This is a genomic window from Streptomyces sp. NPDC107546 (genome assembly GCF_055639175.1).
On sequence record NZ_JBVKBA010000044.1, the window covers coordinates 1 to 14,584 of the forward strand.

The following is a 14,584-nucleotide window of genomic DNA, read 5'->3' on the forward strand; positions in this document are numbered from 1 at the left end:
AGTGGGCGCTACCGGGCTGTGTGTCTCCCGGGAGTTCGACCGTGTCCTTGGAAAATGCGCAGGCATGTGCGGCCGGGCCCTATGACTCAGATCAGTTGCCGTTGGTGCCCGGGTTCACGGAAACGGTGAACTTGCCGGGGGTGCCGGCCGCGGTCACGCCGGGGGAGTCTTCCGGGTAGAGGTTGTCCTGCGTTGTGACGGTCGGCTGTGCGGGGCTGTGCAGGTCGACGGTGAAGTGGCAGGTGGCCGAGGCGGCGGAGGTGTCCTCGCCATCGCTGGAGGTGACCTTCCAGCTCACCACGCTGCCGTCGGTGAGGCTGCTCATGAACGTTGAGGGAAGCTGCTTGGGCGCGTTGGCGCCGCTGGCGACGGTGGCGCTGGTCGTCGTGGTGGCCGAACCGCTGCCCACCCAGTAGGAGTACGTGGCGGCCAGGGCGTCCTTGTCGGCGTCGCTCACGGTGGCGTTGAGTGTCGGCGGTGTGGTGGCCAGGGTCTTGCCGACGATCGGGTAGGGGGTGGAGGTGCCGCACCCGAGCGAAGTCGAGCCAACCTTAGTGGCCAGGCTGCCGGGCTTGTTGGGCACGTGGTTGTACTCGCTCGACAAGGAAGGGTTGTTGGCGAAGCGCTTGAAGTAGTTGCCGTCGCCGCTGCCTTCGTGACTGTTGACCAGGGCGAAGGTCCAGTTCGTCCAGTGCGCCGCGGCGCCCTTGGCGATGGTGGAGGTCACCAAGAAGCCGCCGGAGGGCTGACGGGCACAGGCGGGACCGAAGTTCCTTGTGGCGACCTTGCTGGTCAGGGAGGGCTTGGTGTTCCAGGTGGTGGTGGAGTTGATCGCGCCGGACCAGTACAGGTAGATGTCCGAGGACAGGCTGCAGCTGGCGGAGTAGTTCTCCTTGGCGTTCACCGTGGCCGACACGATGTGCGCGTCGTAGATGGATGAGGGTACGGCCAGCTGGAAGTAGGAGCGCTCCAGGCCGATGCAGCCCGACCAGCTGTTGTAACCGACGTCGGGGTCGCCGTACTGGGCGGAGTCGTAGTTCTTTGCCGTGGGACAGCCCGCTTGGGTTTCCACGTAGTGCTGCTTGCTGCCGGTGGCGTAGTGCGGGTTCCAGGTCGGGTCGATGAAGACCGGGTACCTGGTGTGCGCATCGCCGAGCAACTTGGTGTCGCGCAGCCGGTCTTGGACTCGCGCCACCCGGGCCTTGGACTCGCGCCACCCGGGCCTTGGGGGCGGGACCTTGTTCTGGGGTGGTGTGCTGGGCGCCGATGCCGCTGGAGTCCCACATCGTCGGTTGCGGGGCGCTGAAGAGCACGCGCCCGTCCCGGGCAGTGGCGGTGAGGTTGCCATGACCGTCGTCGGCGACCGTGACGCCCCTGGCGTCAGTGGTGAGGGCGAGCTTGGCGAGCGCGGGGTTGGCTGCGGCCTTGGCGTCTTGGACGACGAGGACTTCCGACCAGCCGCCCTGGGTGTCGGCGGTGACCTTCAGGTCCACGCCGGGCAGTACGCCCGGGTAGGTCAGGCTGGCGCCGGAGGCGCGCGGGGTGACGCCGGTCCTCGTACACAACTGTGATCCTCTTCAGGACTATGCCGATTCACTGCGGCCGGGAGCCACGAAGAGAGGCCCCCATGTTGCAGTGGAATGCACCTCACCTTCTGGGCAGACTTACTACGGCCATAACGGCCACGGTATGTCGCCGCAAGCTGGTGGAGATCTTGAGCAGGCGATTCAGGAGTCAGGCCATCACGGTGGCTGCGCGGAGGTAATGTGCTTGATCCAAGCCGAAGCCTCCGAAGGTGCAGATGCGATCAGGGGAGGGTCCATGAGGGCAGTGCGAGTGCGGGGCCTCCGATCCGAAGGGAATGCGCACGGGACGCCAATTGATCCCTGCCCGAACGCATGCACACCGCTGCTTAGAATGCTCGGAATCAACGAGTGACCTGATCGCCAGCTGGCGGGCGGTCGCTCTCCAACCGCCCGCCACCTCAGGTCTTGCGCAAGGAGTGCTGCACGTGACCTCATCACTACTTCCACCTTGGCTGCCCGACTGGGAGGGTGCGGTGGAGATTGCTGGCAGAATTGACGCGGACGCTCTGTGTGGGCTAGTCGGCGAACTGCTGGACTTGGTATTCACCGAGGACACGGTCTTCTTGGATTCACTCCCGGAGAGCCTTGAGTCCGCACTGGTGTCCACTCTCAATGTCCTTGCGGAAATCTACGAAGGCGATGCAAGCTCGACGGAGCTAGTTGTGGCCTCCAGGCTTGTCAGGCGTTCGGTGATTCCTTATATCAATGATGGGCCGGAGGAATTGAAGGTTCTGATCGAGGCTCTGCCTGAATGATTGGCCGTCGCATCTAGAACGTCCTGGCCAACCTGCACAAACATCCTCTTGCGAGCGTGGGCGGTTGCGCACCGCGTCGTGACACTTCCAGTTCCGCGGTGGCTGAAAGCGGAGCCGAGGGCCACGGGCTGGCCTCCGTCGGTGAGGCATCGGTGGTGATGGGTGCGTTCCGTGAGTGCGCTCCCCGCTACCGCTCGCTCCCCGAGCTCGTCACCGCCGTCGAAGAGAGCGTCTGCCGCAACCTGGAGGAAGTCGCCGGTACCATGCACGACGCCGGCGAGCACTTCGTCACCGCTGCCATGATCGACGTCCCCGATCAGGGCCGACAGGCCGAGATGCTCAACTGCGGTCATCCACCGTCCCTGCTCATCCGTGGCGGGCAGGTGACCGTCCTGCACTCCCGACGGCCCTCGCCCCCACTCGGCCTGCGTGCCCTGTGCGTAGCAAGCGATCGCACCGACCGGTTCACCTTCGAACCGGGTGACATGTTGCTGCTCTACACCGACGGCGTGATCGAGGCCCGTCGACCGAAGCCTTCTACCCGCTCGCCGAACGCGTCGCCTCCTTCCCCGCACCAAGCCCGGACGCCCTGCTGCACCACCTCCACCGCGACCTGCTCGCCCGCACCGGCGAACACCTCACCGGCGACGTCGCTCTCCTGATCATCGAACGCACCCCCACACACCACCCGCACCGGCAACACCTCGCATCCATGCGGCTACTGAGGGCGGTGTCCGGGCGGCAGTGGGGGCACGCCGGCCGGCACCTGGCGCCGCAGCGCCTCGAGCGCCTTGTCCCGGGTCGCAGGGCGGCACCGCCCGCTCTTGGCGGCCGCGCCAACGGGCCATGGCCGATCACACCCTGGCGATCGCGCGACGAACACCGGCCCATCCGGCGAGATCAGCAGGTGCGGCAGGAGGTGTATCGGTGCTCGTCCATTGAACGGCGCCGCATCAACGGACAGGATCGGCGCGAACCGGTCGGCAGTGCGGAGCCGATGGGCCGGCCTGCGGGGTTCACCTCTTACTGTCTGGTCAAGCCCCTTCCGGGTCTGGGCCAGCCCCATCCCGTCGGCTACAGGCCTGCTGCTTCGGTGGGCTGAGCCTCGTACGTTGCGCGGTGATCCGCTTGCCCCGGGAGGAACGGCACCCTACGCTCACGGGCATACCGACTAGCCGGTATGCCCGTGAGTGCAGGGGTACGCCGCGACGAGCATGCCGACGTGACCGTCGGCCCAATCCACCGAAGGAGCAGCTCGAGATGCGCAGAGTCAACCACCAGGTGCGCCTGGCCGCACGTCCCGTGGGGGAGCCGCAGCCCACCGACTGGGCGCACGTCGACGAGGCGATCGGCGAGCCGGGCGACGGGGAGTTCCTGGTGCGGGTGCTCTATCTGTCGATCGACCCGGCGATGCGTGGCTGGATGAACGCGGGCAGGTCCTATATCCGCCCGGTGGAGATCGGTGAAGTGATGCGCGCCGGTGCGGTCGGCCAGGTGGTCGTCTCCCGGCACTCCGGCTTCGCGGTCGGTGACCATGTGTCGGGCACATTCGGCGTGCAGGAGTACTGCCTGTCGGACGGGCGCGGTGTCACCAAGGTCGACGCCGCGGCGGCCCCCCTGCCGACGTACCTCGGCACACTCGGCATGTCGGGGCTGACGGCCTACTTCGGCCTCATCGACATCGGGCGTCCCGAGCCCGGCCAGACCGTCGCGGTCTCCGGAGCGGCCGGGGCCGTCGGCAACGTCGTCGGCCAGATCGCCAAGATCCTTGGCTGCCGGGTCATCGGCATCGCCGGTGGCGAGCGCAAGTGCCGACTCCTGGTGGACGAGTTCGGGTTCGACGCCGCGATCGACTACCGGACCGAGGACATCCGCAAGGCGCTGCGCGAGCACGCCCCGGACGGCGTCGACGTGTACTTCGACAACGTCGGCGGCGACGTCCTGGACGCCGTGCTGCTGCGTTTGGCCCGCGGTGCCCGCGTTGTCATCTGCGGAGCCGTCTCCCAGTACAACAGCACTAAGCCACAAGGCCCCGGCAACTACATGTCGCTGCTGGTCAACCGCGCCACCATGACGGGCATGGTGGTGTTCGACTACGCCGACCGGTACGCCGAGGGAATCGCGCAACTGGCCACGTGGCGGGCGGAGGGCCGGCTCAAGTCGCTGGAGGACGTGGTGCCCGGTGGAGTGGCGGCGTTCCCCGAGACCCTGATGCGACTGTTCCGCGGTGAGAACAACGGCAAGCTCGTGCTCAAGGTCGCGGACGCGTAGGACAGAGAGGAGGAGGAAAGCAGTGAAGGCACTCACTTACCACGGCCGCCACGACATCCGCTACGTGGATGTTCCCGACCCGGCCGTGACCAGCCCCACCGACGCGGTCGTCAAGGTCACCACCGCCGGTATCTGCGGCAGTGACCTGCACATCTACCACGGCAACCCGTTCAGCCCGGAAACGGGCTACACACCTGGGCACGAATGCGTCGGTGTGGTCGTCGAGACCGGCGGCCAGGTCACCCGATTCAAGCCCGGCGACCGGGTCCTGGTGCCCGCCTCGGTCGGTTGCACCCTGTGCCGGTCCTGCGCGGCCGGGTTCACCGCCCGCTGCGAGCGCGCCAAGTCCAGCACCGAACTCTGCTACGGGGTGAGCCCCCAACTGCCGGGCAGCCAGGCCGAAGCCCTGGCAGTGCCCCACGCCGACGTCAACCTGGTGCACCTGCCCGAGGGGATCTCCGACGAGGCCGCCGTCGTCTTGACGGACAACGCCCCCACGGCCTGGTACGGCTGCCGCCGCGCCCGCATCCGGCCCGGCGAGACCGTCCTGGTCGTGGGCCTCGGCCCGGTCGGACTCATGGCCGCCCAGTCCGCCTTCGCCATGGGCGCCGCCCGTGTCCTCGGCGCGGACCTGGTCGCAGAACGCCGTGCTTTCGCGGCCACCTCGGGTGTTGAGCCGGTCGAGGGCGAGGACACGCGCACGGCCATACGCGAGATGACAGACGGGCGCGGACCGGACGCCGTGGTGGAGGCCGTGGGTTCGGACGCGACCATCGAGCTCGCCCTCAAGGCAGTCCGCCAGGCCGGCCGGGTCAGCGTCATCGGGGTCAGCCAGAGCAAGGCGTTTCCCTTCCACATGGGACTGGCCCAGGTGAAGGAGTTGGAGTTCGCCATCGGACTTTGTTCGGTCCACTATGAACTCCCTCCTTTGATCGCCCTCGCCCAGGCCGGCCGGATCAAGCCGGAGGCCGTGGTCTCGCACCGTTTCGCCCTCTCCGAGGGCCCCACGGCGTATGAGCTGTTCGCCGGCCGCGCCGACGGCGTTCGCAAGATCCTTCTCGACCCCGCTCGCTGACCTGACTCCTCGGGCCCGTCTCATCGGATCTCCATCAGACGCGGCTACGTCCAGCGCATGCCGATGGCGGATAGTTGCTCCACGCGCTCGGGGGAGAGTGTTGCGGCCCGCGAGCGTTGGTTGCTGACCCATGCACCCAGCTTGAGCTGCCGGACCTCCTGATCCTCGCCGTCCCCGTCGCTTCGTACGACGATTCGTTCGACGTGCCGCCTCGGGACTTTCAAATGGCCTTCGCGTTGGTAGTACTGCGTGGCGGCGGCGAGGTTGAGGGCCCACTTGTCCGCCTGCGAACGACGCGGTTTCGGTTTTTCGTCCTCGGCTGCGGGCTTGATGCCGAGGATGTGTCGGCACGGCCACTGCTGGACGCCTGTGAGGTTGTTCCAGCCGAGGCGGACCGATCGCACCCACCGGCCGAGGTCCTCGCCCTGGTGCACGACGACGCCCGGCTCCATCGGCAGTTCGCCGCTCTGTTCCAGGTGCTGTCGGGTGAGGTGGAAGGCGCGCAGCCACTCCACCGGCCAGGCCGGGCACCACGACGGGTCGATGTCCTCAAGCTGTTCGCGCCGCTCCTCCTGTCGTTGAGGCAGTGGGTAGTTGGTGTGTGGGGTGGTGTGTGTGCTGGGGTGTTGTTGGTTGGTTGATAACTGGGTTTGGTAGCCGGGGCTGCTGTGACCTGGGGTTGTGTAGGCTTTAGTGGGAATGGGCGGGGGTTGTGGGTAGTTTCTGTGTCTAAGGGCTCGGCTGGTGTTTTGCCTGGTCAGGGGTGTTTCACCTGGTCAGTGTGTTGCTCTGTAGCTGGTCTTCTGGGCGGGGGTCGGTGAGTGTGCTGCCTGATTCGGGGCCTTACGGGAGGTTCTGGTGGGCGTGAGCTGCCGTGTGCATCTTGAGCAGTTGCCGGCCGTATCGAGGAATCTGCAGGCTCTCGCGTGTTTCCTCGCATGGTGGGGTATGTCCCGCTCCTGCCAGGTTGCCCGTGTGCCGCAGCGGCCGCGCCCTGTGTGACGACATCGTGGCGCGCCAACAGACCGCGATGTTCGAGCAGATCCTCATTCCGCTGGCGGATGCCCTCCGAGCTCTGTCGAGTGGCTGGGCCGTCATGAGGACGCTTTTGCCGTGGCGGCCGACCCGGCTGGTTTCTGTTTTTGCAGGTCGGGAGTGCGGGTGACGGATCGACGGGGTGGTGCTTCGGCCTGAAGGCAGGGGGGTGCCCTTGTCTCGCCGGCGCCGTGGCTGGGCGGGTGGTCGGCGGGCGCGTGTGGGGCGGGTTTGTTGTTCGGCGAGGTGGTCGAGTTGTACCGCGTCGAGGGCGGTTTTGGGGCTCTGGCGCTGATCTTGTGACGCGGTAGGTGTCAGTGGACATCGCCGCCGTGGCCAGCGGCCCGCTGTGGATGCAGTTGTAATGGCTCAAGCGCCGTGACCTGATCCGCCGGGCCGAGGCCGCCGGTTTCCGCGCGCTTGGCTTTGTGCACGAGAGTTCTCATGGACATAGCCAGCGCGCTGGTCCTCACCGTCGACGCGCCCAGGGTGTCGTTCCGGCCGCGGGACGCCGCCAACGGGTTCGCGGTGCCCCCGGGCATCCGGGCGGTCAACGTGACGCACGACGTGATGGCCGCCTTGCACGGCAGCCGGGACGGGGAGTCGGCCATCGCCTGGCAATCCAAGGAGCAGTTCGACGCCTTGATCATCCGGGAGGATCTCGCCTGGCTGCGCGAAGTGACCTCCCTGCCCCTGGTACTTAAGGGCGTGCTCACCCGCCTTCGGCCTGCACCGCGTGGTACGCGGCGGGGCCGAAGGCGCCTTGTCGTACGCTCGTTGGGAGCGCGGCGTCAGTCGACCTGTCCGATCGGCCGCATGGTGATGTGGTTGATGTCCACGCCCGCGGCCTGATTGACGGCGAAGACGACCGTGTCCGCGACCTGCTCGGCGGTCATCACCGGCGCCGCCTCGGGGGTGCCGCCGCGCTCGTCCCAGAACGGGGTGTCCACCACCCCGGGGGCGACGACCGTCACGCCGACCCCGTCCTTGCCGACCAGCAGCCGGGTGTTCTCGGCCAGTGCGTGCGCGGCCCACTTGGTGACCGAGTACAGGTTGCCAGGCGTGTTGCGCACCCCGGCGACCGAACCGATGATCACGATCCGGCCCTTGGACTCCCGCAGGTGTGGCAGGGTCTCCCGCACCAGCAGGGCCGGGCCCAGGACGTTGGTGAGGACCATGGCGCGCATGTCCTCGGGGGCGTGACTCTCCAGGTTGCCGGGCAGTGAGAAACCGGCATTGGCGATGACGTTGTCCAGTCGGCCCCACGCCTCCACCACGCGGCGCACGGCGGAGGCGACGTCGTGCGCGTCGCTGGTGTCGCCGGTGATCGTCAGCAGCCGCTCGCCCGCTGCGGCCGAAGCAGCGAAGGCGGCCAGCTTGTCCGCGTCACGTCCGGTGATGGCCACGCGGTGGCCCTGCTTGAGCAGGGCGCGGGCGGTGGCGGCGCCGATTCCGGTCGAGCCACCGGTGATCAGCGTGACGGGTTCCATGGGACGGCCTCCTCAGCGATGTGGTCATCGGGGCTCCGCCAGGGCCCCGGATGCGGATGAACACGAGGTGGCGCGTGAGGTCGACCGACTCCAGGTCGCCGGTTTCCCGAAACGCCTGCACTATACCCAGCGATCTTCCCGCTAAGCCGGTTCGCCATCGCTGACCGGTCATGATGCCGCACGAATGGGGCCGAACCCGCACTGGTGGTCCCCCTGTTGGGACCTGCGCGGCGCGCAGGTCCCAGGCTGCGCTCACGCTGTCGGTGTCAGCGGTGGCTGTGATCATGGCTCGCGTGTTCTTCGCGGAGTTTCGAGACGTTGTTCCCTCATCTGGCCGGTGTCGTGGTGGAGTTGGTCGAGCGGGCGGTGGCTGGAGTGGTCACGATGCATGCGCGGGCCCGCTCGGCGGGCTCGGACTGCCCGCGCTGCGGTAGTGCGTCGGTCCGGGTGCACGGCCGGTACATGCGACGGCTCGCGGACGCCGCGATCGGTGGGGCCAGAGTGGTGATCGAGCTGCTGGTGCGTCGGTTCAAGTGCCCGAACCCGGCGTGCCCGGCAGTGACGTTCGCCGAGCAGATCTCGGGACTGACGAGCCCGCATGCCCGCTACACGCCACTCGTGCGTGAGCAATCGACCTCGATCGCTCTCGCACTGGCCGGCCGCGCGGGGGCCCGCCTGGCCGGGGTGCTGGGCCTGCGTGTCGCCAAGGACACCTTGTTACGTCTGGTCCGCGCCGCGCCGGAAGAACCAGTCGGACAGATCCGCGTGCTCGGTGTCGACGATTTCGCGCTGCGGAAGGGCGACTCGTACGCCACGATCCTGGTGGACCTGGAGAGACGGCGCCCGGTGGACGTGCTGCCCGGGCGGGATGCCGAACCGCTGGCCGCATGGCTGAAGGAGCATCCCGAAGTGGAGATCATTTGCCGGGACCGTGCCGGGGCTTATGCCGAGGGCGCCCGCAACGGCGCCCCGCAGGCCCAGCAAGTCGCCGACGCCTGGTACTTGTGGCACAACCTCGGCGAGGCCGTCGAAAAGACCGTCTCCGCCCACCACGCCTGCGTCCGGACCGCGTTCGAGAACATCGAACCGGCCGCCCCGCCAATCAGCGACGAGATCTGGCTGACCCCACTGCCGCCGGCACCGGCGGCCGGGATGCTCGATGTCTGCGGACGAGAGCGCCGCCTGGTGACCCGGACCAGGGAACGCTACACCGCTGTGCAGCAGCTCCTGGAGGCCGGCAGCACGCTGGGGGACATCTGCCGGACACTGCAGCTGGACCGGTCCACCGTGCGCCGCTTCGCTCGCGCCAGCAGCATCGACTAACTGCTGGTCAAAGCGACGAACCGGTCCACCATCCTGGACGAGTACAAGTCCCACCTCCACCAGCGGTGGAACGAAGGCTGTCACAACGGTGCCCAGCTCCACCAGGAGATCGTCGCCCTGGGCTTCGCCGGAAGCATCCAGACCGTCCAGCGTTACCTCCGCCCCTTCAAGGCCGCCACCGCCGCGCCGCCCGCGCGCCGACCGCCTCCGCCGCCCCGACGTATCGTCCGATGGATCATGACCGATCCCGGCGACCTGACCGCCGATGGTGCCGCCGACCTCAAGGAAATCCGGGCCAGCTGCCCCGAGCTCGACGCCGTCACCCGCCGCGTCCGCGACTTCGCCGCCATGATGCGCGACCTGCGGGGTGACCAGCTGCCCGCCTGGATGGAGCGCGCCCTCTCCGACGCCCTGCCCGCCCTGCACTCCTGGTCAACGGACTGAGCCGCGACATCGACGCCGTCACCGCCGGGCTCTCCACCCCCTGGAGCTCCGGCCAGGTCGAAGGGCAGGTCACAAGGACGAAACTACTCAAAAGGCAAGGATTTGGACGAGCCAACCTCGACTTCCTCCGCAAGCGCGTACTCCTCACGCCCTGACCCAACAACGTCACAAGATCAGCGCCAGAGCCCTCAAAGCCGCATGATCCTCGCAAGATCAATACGCCGCTGCACTAGCCGCCAGCGGACTCACGCCGTGATCCCCACCGGATCGGCGAAGAGCCGGTAATCCGCACGGGATCAACGGCCTGACAACCGACGACGGGGTCGTCAGGCCCGCTACGCTGCCACGGGAGTTCGTTAGCGTCTACCGACGCCACGGCCTTATCGATCTCGTCACGAGACGTTCACGCTCTGGAACAAGGGCCCCGGGCTTCGTATCAGGTTCGCACGACGTCGTCTGACGTTGTGTACGCGCGAAGATGCTCGACCGCGGCATACAGCGCGTCACGCAATGGCGCTACGTCGCGGGCGATCTGCGCGAGCAGGCTGCCTCCCTGGTAGGCGGCGATCAGCATGTGCGCGAGTCGCGCCGGATCCGCCGACGCGTCGAGTCGTCCGTCATATTGCATCCGCTCGAGTCCCGCTCGGAAGATGTCCCGCCATTCGGCGAAGACACGGGTGAGGTCGTCGCGGACATCCAGATCGGTCTTGACGATCTCGCTCGCGAGGGATCCGAGGCTGCAGCCGTTCTCGAACGGGCGACCGGAGACGACGAAGAAGTCCGCCCACTCCTGGTACGCCTCGATCGTGTCGAAGCCGGCGAACCGTTCGCTTCGGTGGAAGCCGAGCACGCTCTCGGCCTGCCAGTCGATGACGGCGCGCACCAGGCTCTCCTTGTTCGCGAAGTAGTGGCTCAGCTGCGAGCCGCTGACCCCCGCTGCTCTTCGCACCAGCTCGTTGTTCGTCGCGTGGACCCCCCGCGTGTAGATCAAGTCCGCAGCGTGCTCGAGGATGCGACCCCGCGTCGCCAGCCCCTTGCCCGTGCGCCCGCGGAGATCACGCGATCCATCGTTCATCTGCATGTCACCACCCTATCCCGCGGATTGGGCTCAGCGGCCCAACACGAACACGAATTGGGCTTGACAGCCCAATCCGCGTCGCGTTTACTGCGAGTGGGCCAAACAGCCCAGACTGAACCGACCCGAGGACCGCCACCATGTCTCGTCTCCGCATGCCCGAGCTCACCGACATCGACGCCAAGACGCAGGGCACGCTCGACGCCATCGCCAAGCAGTTCGGCTTCGCTCCGGGCATGTTCACCACGCTCGCCGCCAACCCGACCGTCCTTGAGATCGTGATGGGCCTGCAGGGCAGCATCGCGAAGCTCCTCGACGCGAAGACCCGCCACACGATCGCGCTGGCCACGTCCCACTCCAACGACTGCGACTACTGCTCGGCGCTGCACGGATACATCTCCGCGAACCTCGGAGGCATGTCCACCGAGGAGATCGAGCTGGCCCGCACCGGCGGCTCCACCGATCCCAAGCTTGCGGCCGTCGCCCGCTTCTCCCAGCAGGTGATCGAAACCCGCGGTCAGGTGGGCGACGAGGACATCGCCGCGGTCCGCGAGGCCGGGTACACGGATCCCGAGATCCAGGCGATCGTCACGGTCGTGGTCGTCACGCTGCTCACGAACTACCTCAACAACGTCAACGACACCGTCGTCGACATCCCCGGTGCGGGCGCGTAACCAGCGACGTCGAAACCGCGTCGACCGGCACGGAGGTCGCCCCGATGAGAGCGACGTTCACCACGTACCGACGTGACTCCGACGCCCGGAAACCACCTCCTGACCCGATCTCTCCGAACAAGGAACGAAAACCAAACATGGATCTCAACAATCTGATCACCAAGCACCTCACCCGCTACTTCGACCCGAACAAGAAGATCCCGGAGGAGACCTTCCAGCTCCTGCTGCGCTACCTACGCAGCTCGCCGACGACGATCAACATCCAGCCCAACCACTTCCATGTGCTGGAGACGCAGGCCGGCAAGGACAAGCTTGCGGACGCTCTCGTCGGCCGCTTCGAGGACAACGCGGAGAAGGTGCGGAACGCGTCGCACGCGATCGTGTTCACGACCCGCAAGACGATTCCCGACGAGCACTTGCAGGAGATCTTCGCGAAGGAGCGCGCGGACGGTCGCTTCGCGGACCTGGAGACCCAGGCGGGATGGGAGGCTGGAGCGTCCGGCTTCGTGAAGATCCAGTCGGAGAACTATGGCGGCGACGTGCTCCACTGGCTGGAGAAGAACACGTACCTCGTGGTCGGCGCGACCATGATGGCCGCCGCTTCTCTCGGAGTCGACGCCACCCCGCTGGAAGGGTTCGACCGCGCGACGATCGACGAAGCGTTCGGCCTCACCGACACCGACTTCACCACGACGCTGCTCGTCGTGCTCGGGTACCCGGACGAGACGCGCGTCTCTCGCCAGCCGGTCTCGCGCTTCGACGCCGAGAAGATCTTCACCCACATGTGACGAACTGAGCGGGTGCGCGATCGGCGCGCCTGGCTCGGTTCTGGGGGACTCGACTGTCCGGCGCCCGCACCTCGGCCCGACGGACGCCGGGCAGTCGACCTCCACCGACCTCGAGGAGGCCAAGATGGACGCAGACAGGACAGTTCAGAACCGCGCGGCCGCGCGCGCGGCAGAGCTCCCGGGTTCAGAGCACACGCACCAGTTCACCGGCGACTGGGAGGTGTGGAAAGTCGGCGGCAAGGTGTTCATGCTGCAGACATCGATGCCTGGGGAGCCGGTCGTGATCCTCAAGGCCGATCCCTCACATGCGGAGACGCTCCGCGCGTCGCACACGAGCATCTCTCGCGGCTACCACATGAATAAGAAGCACTGGATCACCGTCAGACCTGGTGCGGATATCGGGCAGGCGTTGGTGGACGACCTCGTGACCGAGTCGTACCTGCTCGTCGTCGCGGGCCTTCCCAGACAGAACCGCCCGGTCGCCCCCGACACTTTCAGCTTTCTGCCGTCCGCCGACTGACCGACGCGGCGCCAGACAAACAAAACCGGCTCTTCGCCGATCCGGTGGGGATCACGGCGTGAGTCCGCTGGCGGCTAGTAGTGCTTCGCTACGTTGGGTGATCTCGCCTGGTTACGGGCATCTTCGTGGCATGAGGCTGGGGGAAGTGGAACGGCTCCGGGGCGAGTTATCGGAGTTCGTTGCCGATGTGTTTGGTTCGCTGCCGCGGCGGGATCAGCGGCGGTGGGGTGCGTGTTATCTGCGGGGCTTGATGCTGGATGGTCGTCGTAAGTCGATCCAGCCGATGGCCGAGAGGCTGCCGGACGGGAACATGCAGGCTCTGCAGCAGTTCGTGAACCAGTCGCCGTGGGATCCGCTGCCGGTCAGGCGGCGTATCGCCGAGCGGCTGGCCGAGGTGATCAGGCCTGAGGTGTGGGTGGTCGACGACGTGTCGTTCCCCAAGTGCGGCACGGCGTCGGTCGGGGTGGCCCGGCAGTACTGCGGGGCTTTGGGCAAGCGGGCGAACTGCCAGGTCGCGGTCAGCGTGCACGCGGCCACCGACACCGCGTCCTGCCCGCTGAACTGGGAGTTGTATCTGCCGCGTGAGTGGACGGATGCGCCGGGCCGATGCCGTAGGGCAGGAGTGCCGGACGACGTCGTTCACCAGGAAAAGTGGCGCCTGGCGCTCGGTCTGCTCGACACGCTCGGCGAGTGGCGGCTGAAGGCGCCAGTCGTGGTCGCCGATGCCGGCTACGGCGTCAGCACCCCCTTCCGGCTCGGTCTCGAACAGCGGGGGCTGTCTTATGTCATGGCGCTGACCGGAAAAGAAGTCGTCCACCCGGAGGATGTCGAACCGCACCAGCCGGCTTACGGCGGGCTCGGGCCGCCCACCCTTCCCCGCTACCGCACCCCACCGCGAGCCGTCTCGGTCCTCGTCGCGGAGGCCGACGCGGACCGCTTCACCGAAGTGACCTGGCGGCGGGGCAGCAAAGGGGCGTTGACCTCACGGTTCGCGGTGCTGACAGTGCGGCCCGCAGGCAAACAGCCCCTCGCCGCAGCCCAGGAAGCGGGCGGCGGCCGCAACCGGTGGAACGGTGTCTTGCCCACCCGGACGCTCATGGTGGAGTGGCCGAACGGCCAGGACGCTCCGTCGGACTACTGGATATCGAACCTGCCCGCCACCACCCCGGTCACTGACCTGGTGCGGTGGGCGAAAATGCGCTGGCGGATCGAGCACGACTACCGCGAGCTCAAGCGCGGTCTGGGCCTGGACCACTTCGAAGGCCGCACCTGGCGGGGCTGGCACCACCACGTCACCCTTGTCACCGCCGCCCAGGCCTTCCTCACCCTGCGGCGGCTCGACCCAAAAGCCCAGATGCCGGCCTGAGCCTCTACCAGGTCCTCGATGTCGCAGGACCTGTTGAGGTGCTGGACCGGCACCTGCACCACCTGCGGCCGACCCCTGCCGACCAGCAGAACCAGAGCCAGAACCTAACGAAGCACTACTAGGAAGTGTCGTTCGCTATTCCCCATGCCCGGCACCGGCCGAAATCACCCGAGCTCGCGTTC

15 protein-coding genes are annotated in these 14,584 nt (G+C 67.3%); 11 read left to right on the plus strand and 4 right to left on the minus strand.

Going from position 1 to position 14,584, the window contains the following annotated elements; all coding sequences use genetic code 11:
- Nucleotides 1–91 precede the first annotated feature (91 nt).
- Complete coding sequence (locus ACZ7L1_RS35215; protein WP_471443253.1) at nucleotides 92–1,195, minus strand: hypothetical protein; 1,104 nt, start codon at nucleotides 1,193–1,195, stop codon at nucleotides 92–94.
- 816 nt (nucleotides 1,196–2,011) lie between these two features.
- Between ACZ7L1_RS35215 and ACZ7L1_RS35220 the strand changes: the two genes are divergently transcribed.
- The 4 genes from ACZ7L1_RS35220 to ACZ7L1_RS35235 all read left to right on the plus strand — a co-directional run bounded on the left by ACZ7L1_RS35220 (nucleotide 2,012) and on the right by ACZ7L1_RS35235 (nucleotide 5,687).
- Nucleotides 2,012–2,341, plus strand: coding sequence for a hypothetical protein (locus tag ACZ7L1_RS35220; RefSeq protein ID WP_471443254.1), 330 nt, complete (start codon nucleotides 2,012–2,014; stop codon nucleotides 2,339–2,341).
- A 98-nt stretch (nucleotides 2,342–2,439) separates the two neighbouring features.
- The gene (locus ACZ7L1_RS35225) at nucleotides 2,440–3,003 is read left to right on the plus strand and encodes a PP2C family protein-serine/threonine phosphatase (protein ID WP_471443255.1); all 564 of its coding nucleotides are present in this window, start codon (nucleotides 2,440–2,442) and stop codon (nucleotides 3,001–3,003) included.
- Nucleotides 3,004–3,601: 598 nt separating this feature from the next.
- Complete coding sequence (locus ACZ7L1_RS35230) at nucleotides 3,602–4,612, plus strand: NADP-dependent oxidoreductase (protein WP_471443256.1); 1,011 nt, start codon at nucleotides 3,602–3,604, stop codon at nucleotides 4,610–4,612.
- 22 nt (nucleotides 4,613–4,634) lie between these two features.
- Entirely contained in the window at nucleotides 4,635–5,687 is a 1,053-nt protein-coding gene (locus ACZ7L1_RS35235; RefSeq protein WP_471443258.1) for an alcohol dehydrogenase catalytic domain-containing protein, read from the plus strand.
- Nucleotides 5,688–5,731: 44 nt separating this feature from the next.
- Here the strand turns inward: ACZ7L1_RS35235 and ACZ7L1_RS35240 are convergent, their stop codons facing one another.
- Nucleotides 5,732–6,202 carry a helicase associated domain-containing protein gene (locus ACZ7L1_RS35240; RefSeq protein ID WP_471443260.1) on the minus strand — a complete coding sequence of 157 codons (471 nt, stop codon included), beginning with the start codon at nucleotides 6,200–6,202 and terminating at the stop codon, nucleotides 5,732–5,734.
- Nucleotides 6,203–7,166: 964 nt separating this feature from the next.
- Between ACZ7L1_RS35240 and ACZ7L1_RS35245 the strand changes: the two genes are divergently transcribed.
- Nucleotides 7,167–7,574 carry an alpha-hydroxy-acid oxidizing protein gene (locus tag ACZ7L1_RS35245; protein WP_471443262.1) on the plus strand — a complete coding sequence of 136 codons (408 nt, stop codon included), beginning with the start codon at nucleotides 7,167–7,169 and terminating at the stop codon, nucleotides 7,572–7,574.
- Here ACZ7L1_RS35245 and ACZ7L1_RS35250 read toward each other — a convergent pair.
- Nucleotides 7,514–8,212, minus strand: coding sequence for an SDR family oxidoreductase (locus ACZ7L1_RS35250; protein ID WP_471443264.1), 699 nt, complete (start codon nucleotides 8,210–8,212; stop codon nucleotides 7,514–7,516). The genes ACZ7L1_RS35245 and ACZ7L1_RS35250 overlap by 61 nt on opposite strands.
- A gap of 351 nt (nucleotides 8,213–8,563) precedes the next feature.
- Between ACZ7L1_RS35250 and ACZ7L1_RS35255 the strand changes: the two genes are divergently transcribed.
- Both ACZ7L1_RS35255 and ACZ7L1_RS35260 read left to right on the plus strand, forming a co-directional pair.
- A complete protein-coding gene (locus tag ACZ7L1_RS35255) occupies nucleotides 8,564–9,535 on the plus strand; it encodes an ISL3 family transposase (protein ID WP_471443266.1) in 972 nt (323 codons plus the stop codon).
- Nucleotides 9,536–9,772: 237 nt separating this feature from the next.
- Nucleotides 9,773–9,979, plus strand: coding sequence for a hypothetical protein (locus ACZ7L1_RS35260; protein WP_471443268.1), 207 nt, complete (start codon nucleotides 9,773–9,775; stop codon nucleotides 9,977–9,979).
- Between the two features lie 436 nt (nucleotides 9,980–10,415).
- Here ACZ7L1_RS35260 and ACZ7L1_RS35265 read toward each other — a convergent pair whose 3' ends face one another.
- Entirely contained in the window at nucleotides 10,416–11,060 is a 645-nt protein-coding gene (locus tag ACZ7L1_RS35265; RefSeq protein ID WP_471443270.1) for a TetR/AcrR family transcriptional regulator, read from the minus strand.
- A gap of 149 nt (nucleotides 11,061–11,209) precedes the next feature.
- On the opposite strand from ACZ7L1_RS35265, the gene ACZ7L1_RS35270 reads away from it, so the two are divergent.
- From ACZ7L1_RS35270 to ACZ7L1_RS35285, 4 genes are all read left to right on the plus strand, one after another.
- Complete coding sequence (locus ACZ7L1_RS35270; protein WP_471443272.1) at nucleotides 11,210–11,728, plus strand: carboxymuconolactone decarboxylase family protein; 519 nt, start codon at nucleotides 11,210–11,212, stop codon at nucleotides 11,726–11,728.
- A gap of 137 nt (nucleotides 11,729–11,865) precedes the next feature.
- Nucleotides 11,866–12,516, plus strand: a complete 651-nt coding sequence (locus ACZ7L1_RS35275) for a nitroreductase family protein (RefSeq protein WP_471443274.1) — start codon at nucleotides 11,866–11,868, stop codon at nucleotides 12,514–12,516.
- Nucleotides 12,517–12,640: 124 nt separating this feature from the next.
- A complete protein-coding gene (locus ACZ7L1_RS35280; protein WP_471443276.1) occupies nucleotides 12,641–13,036 on the plus strand; it encodes an MmcQ/YjbR family DNA-binding protein in 396 nt (131 codons plus the stop codon).
- Nucleotides 13,037–13,166: 130 nt separating this feature from the next.
- Nucleotides 13,167–14,402 carry an IS701 family transposase gene (locus ACZ7L1_RS35285; protein ID WP_471443322.1) on the plus strand — a complete coding sequence of 412 codons (1,236 nt, stop codon included), beginning with the start codon at nucleotides 13,167–13,169 and terminating at the stop codon, nucleotides 14,400–14,402.
- Nucleotides 14,403–14,584 lie beyond the last annotated feature (182 nt).

What these genes read in the sequence shown, in the direction of transcription:
- ACZ7L1_RS35275 (WP_471443274.1), top strand. Translation starts at nt 11,866, where the DNA reads ATGGATCTCAACAATCTGATCACCAAGCACCTCACCCGCTACTTCGAC.
- ACZ7L1_RS35245 (WP_471443262.1), top strand. Translation starts at nt 7,167, where the DNA reads ATGGACATAGCCAGCGCGCTGGTCCTCACCGTCGACGCGCCCAGGGTG.
- ACZ7L1_RS35265 (WP_471443270.1), bottom strand. Translation starts at nt 11,060, where the DNA reads ATGCAGATGAACGATGGATCGCGTGATCTCCGCGGGCGCACGGGCAAG.
- ACZ7L1_RS35270 (WP_471443272.1), top strand. Translation starts at nt 11,210, where the DNA reads ATGCCCGAGCTCACCGACATCGACGCCAAGACGCAGGGCACGCTCGAC.
- ACZ7L1_RS35250 (WP_471443264.1), bottom strand. Translation starts at nt 8,212, where the DNA reads ATGGAACCCGTCACGCTGATCACCGGTGGCTCGACCGGAATCGGCGCC.
- ACZ7L1_RS35280 (WP_471443276.1), top strand. Translation starts at nt 12,641, where the DNA reads ATGGACGCAGACAGGACAGTTCAGAACCGCGCGGCCGCGCGCGCGGCA.
- ACZ7L1_RS35260 (WP_471443268.1), top strand. Translation starts at nt 9,773, where the DNA reads ATGACCGATCCCGGCGACCTGACCGCCGATGGTGCCGCCGACCTCAAG.
- ACZ7L1_RS35230 (WP_471443256.1), top strand. Translation starts at nt 3,602, where the DNA reads ATGCGCAGAGTCAACCACCAGGTGCGCCTGGCCGCACGTCCCGTGGGG.
- ACZ7L1_RS35285 (WP_471443322.1), top strand. Translation starts at nt 13,167, where the DNA reads ATGAGGCTGGGGGAAGTGGAACGGCTCCGGGGCGAGTTATCGGAGTTC.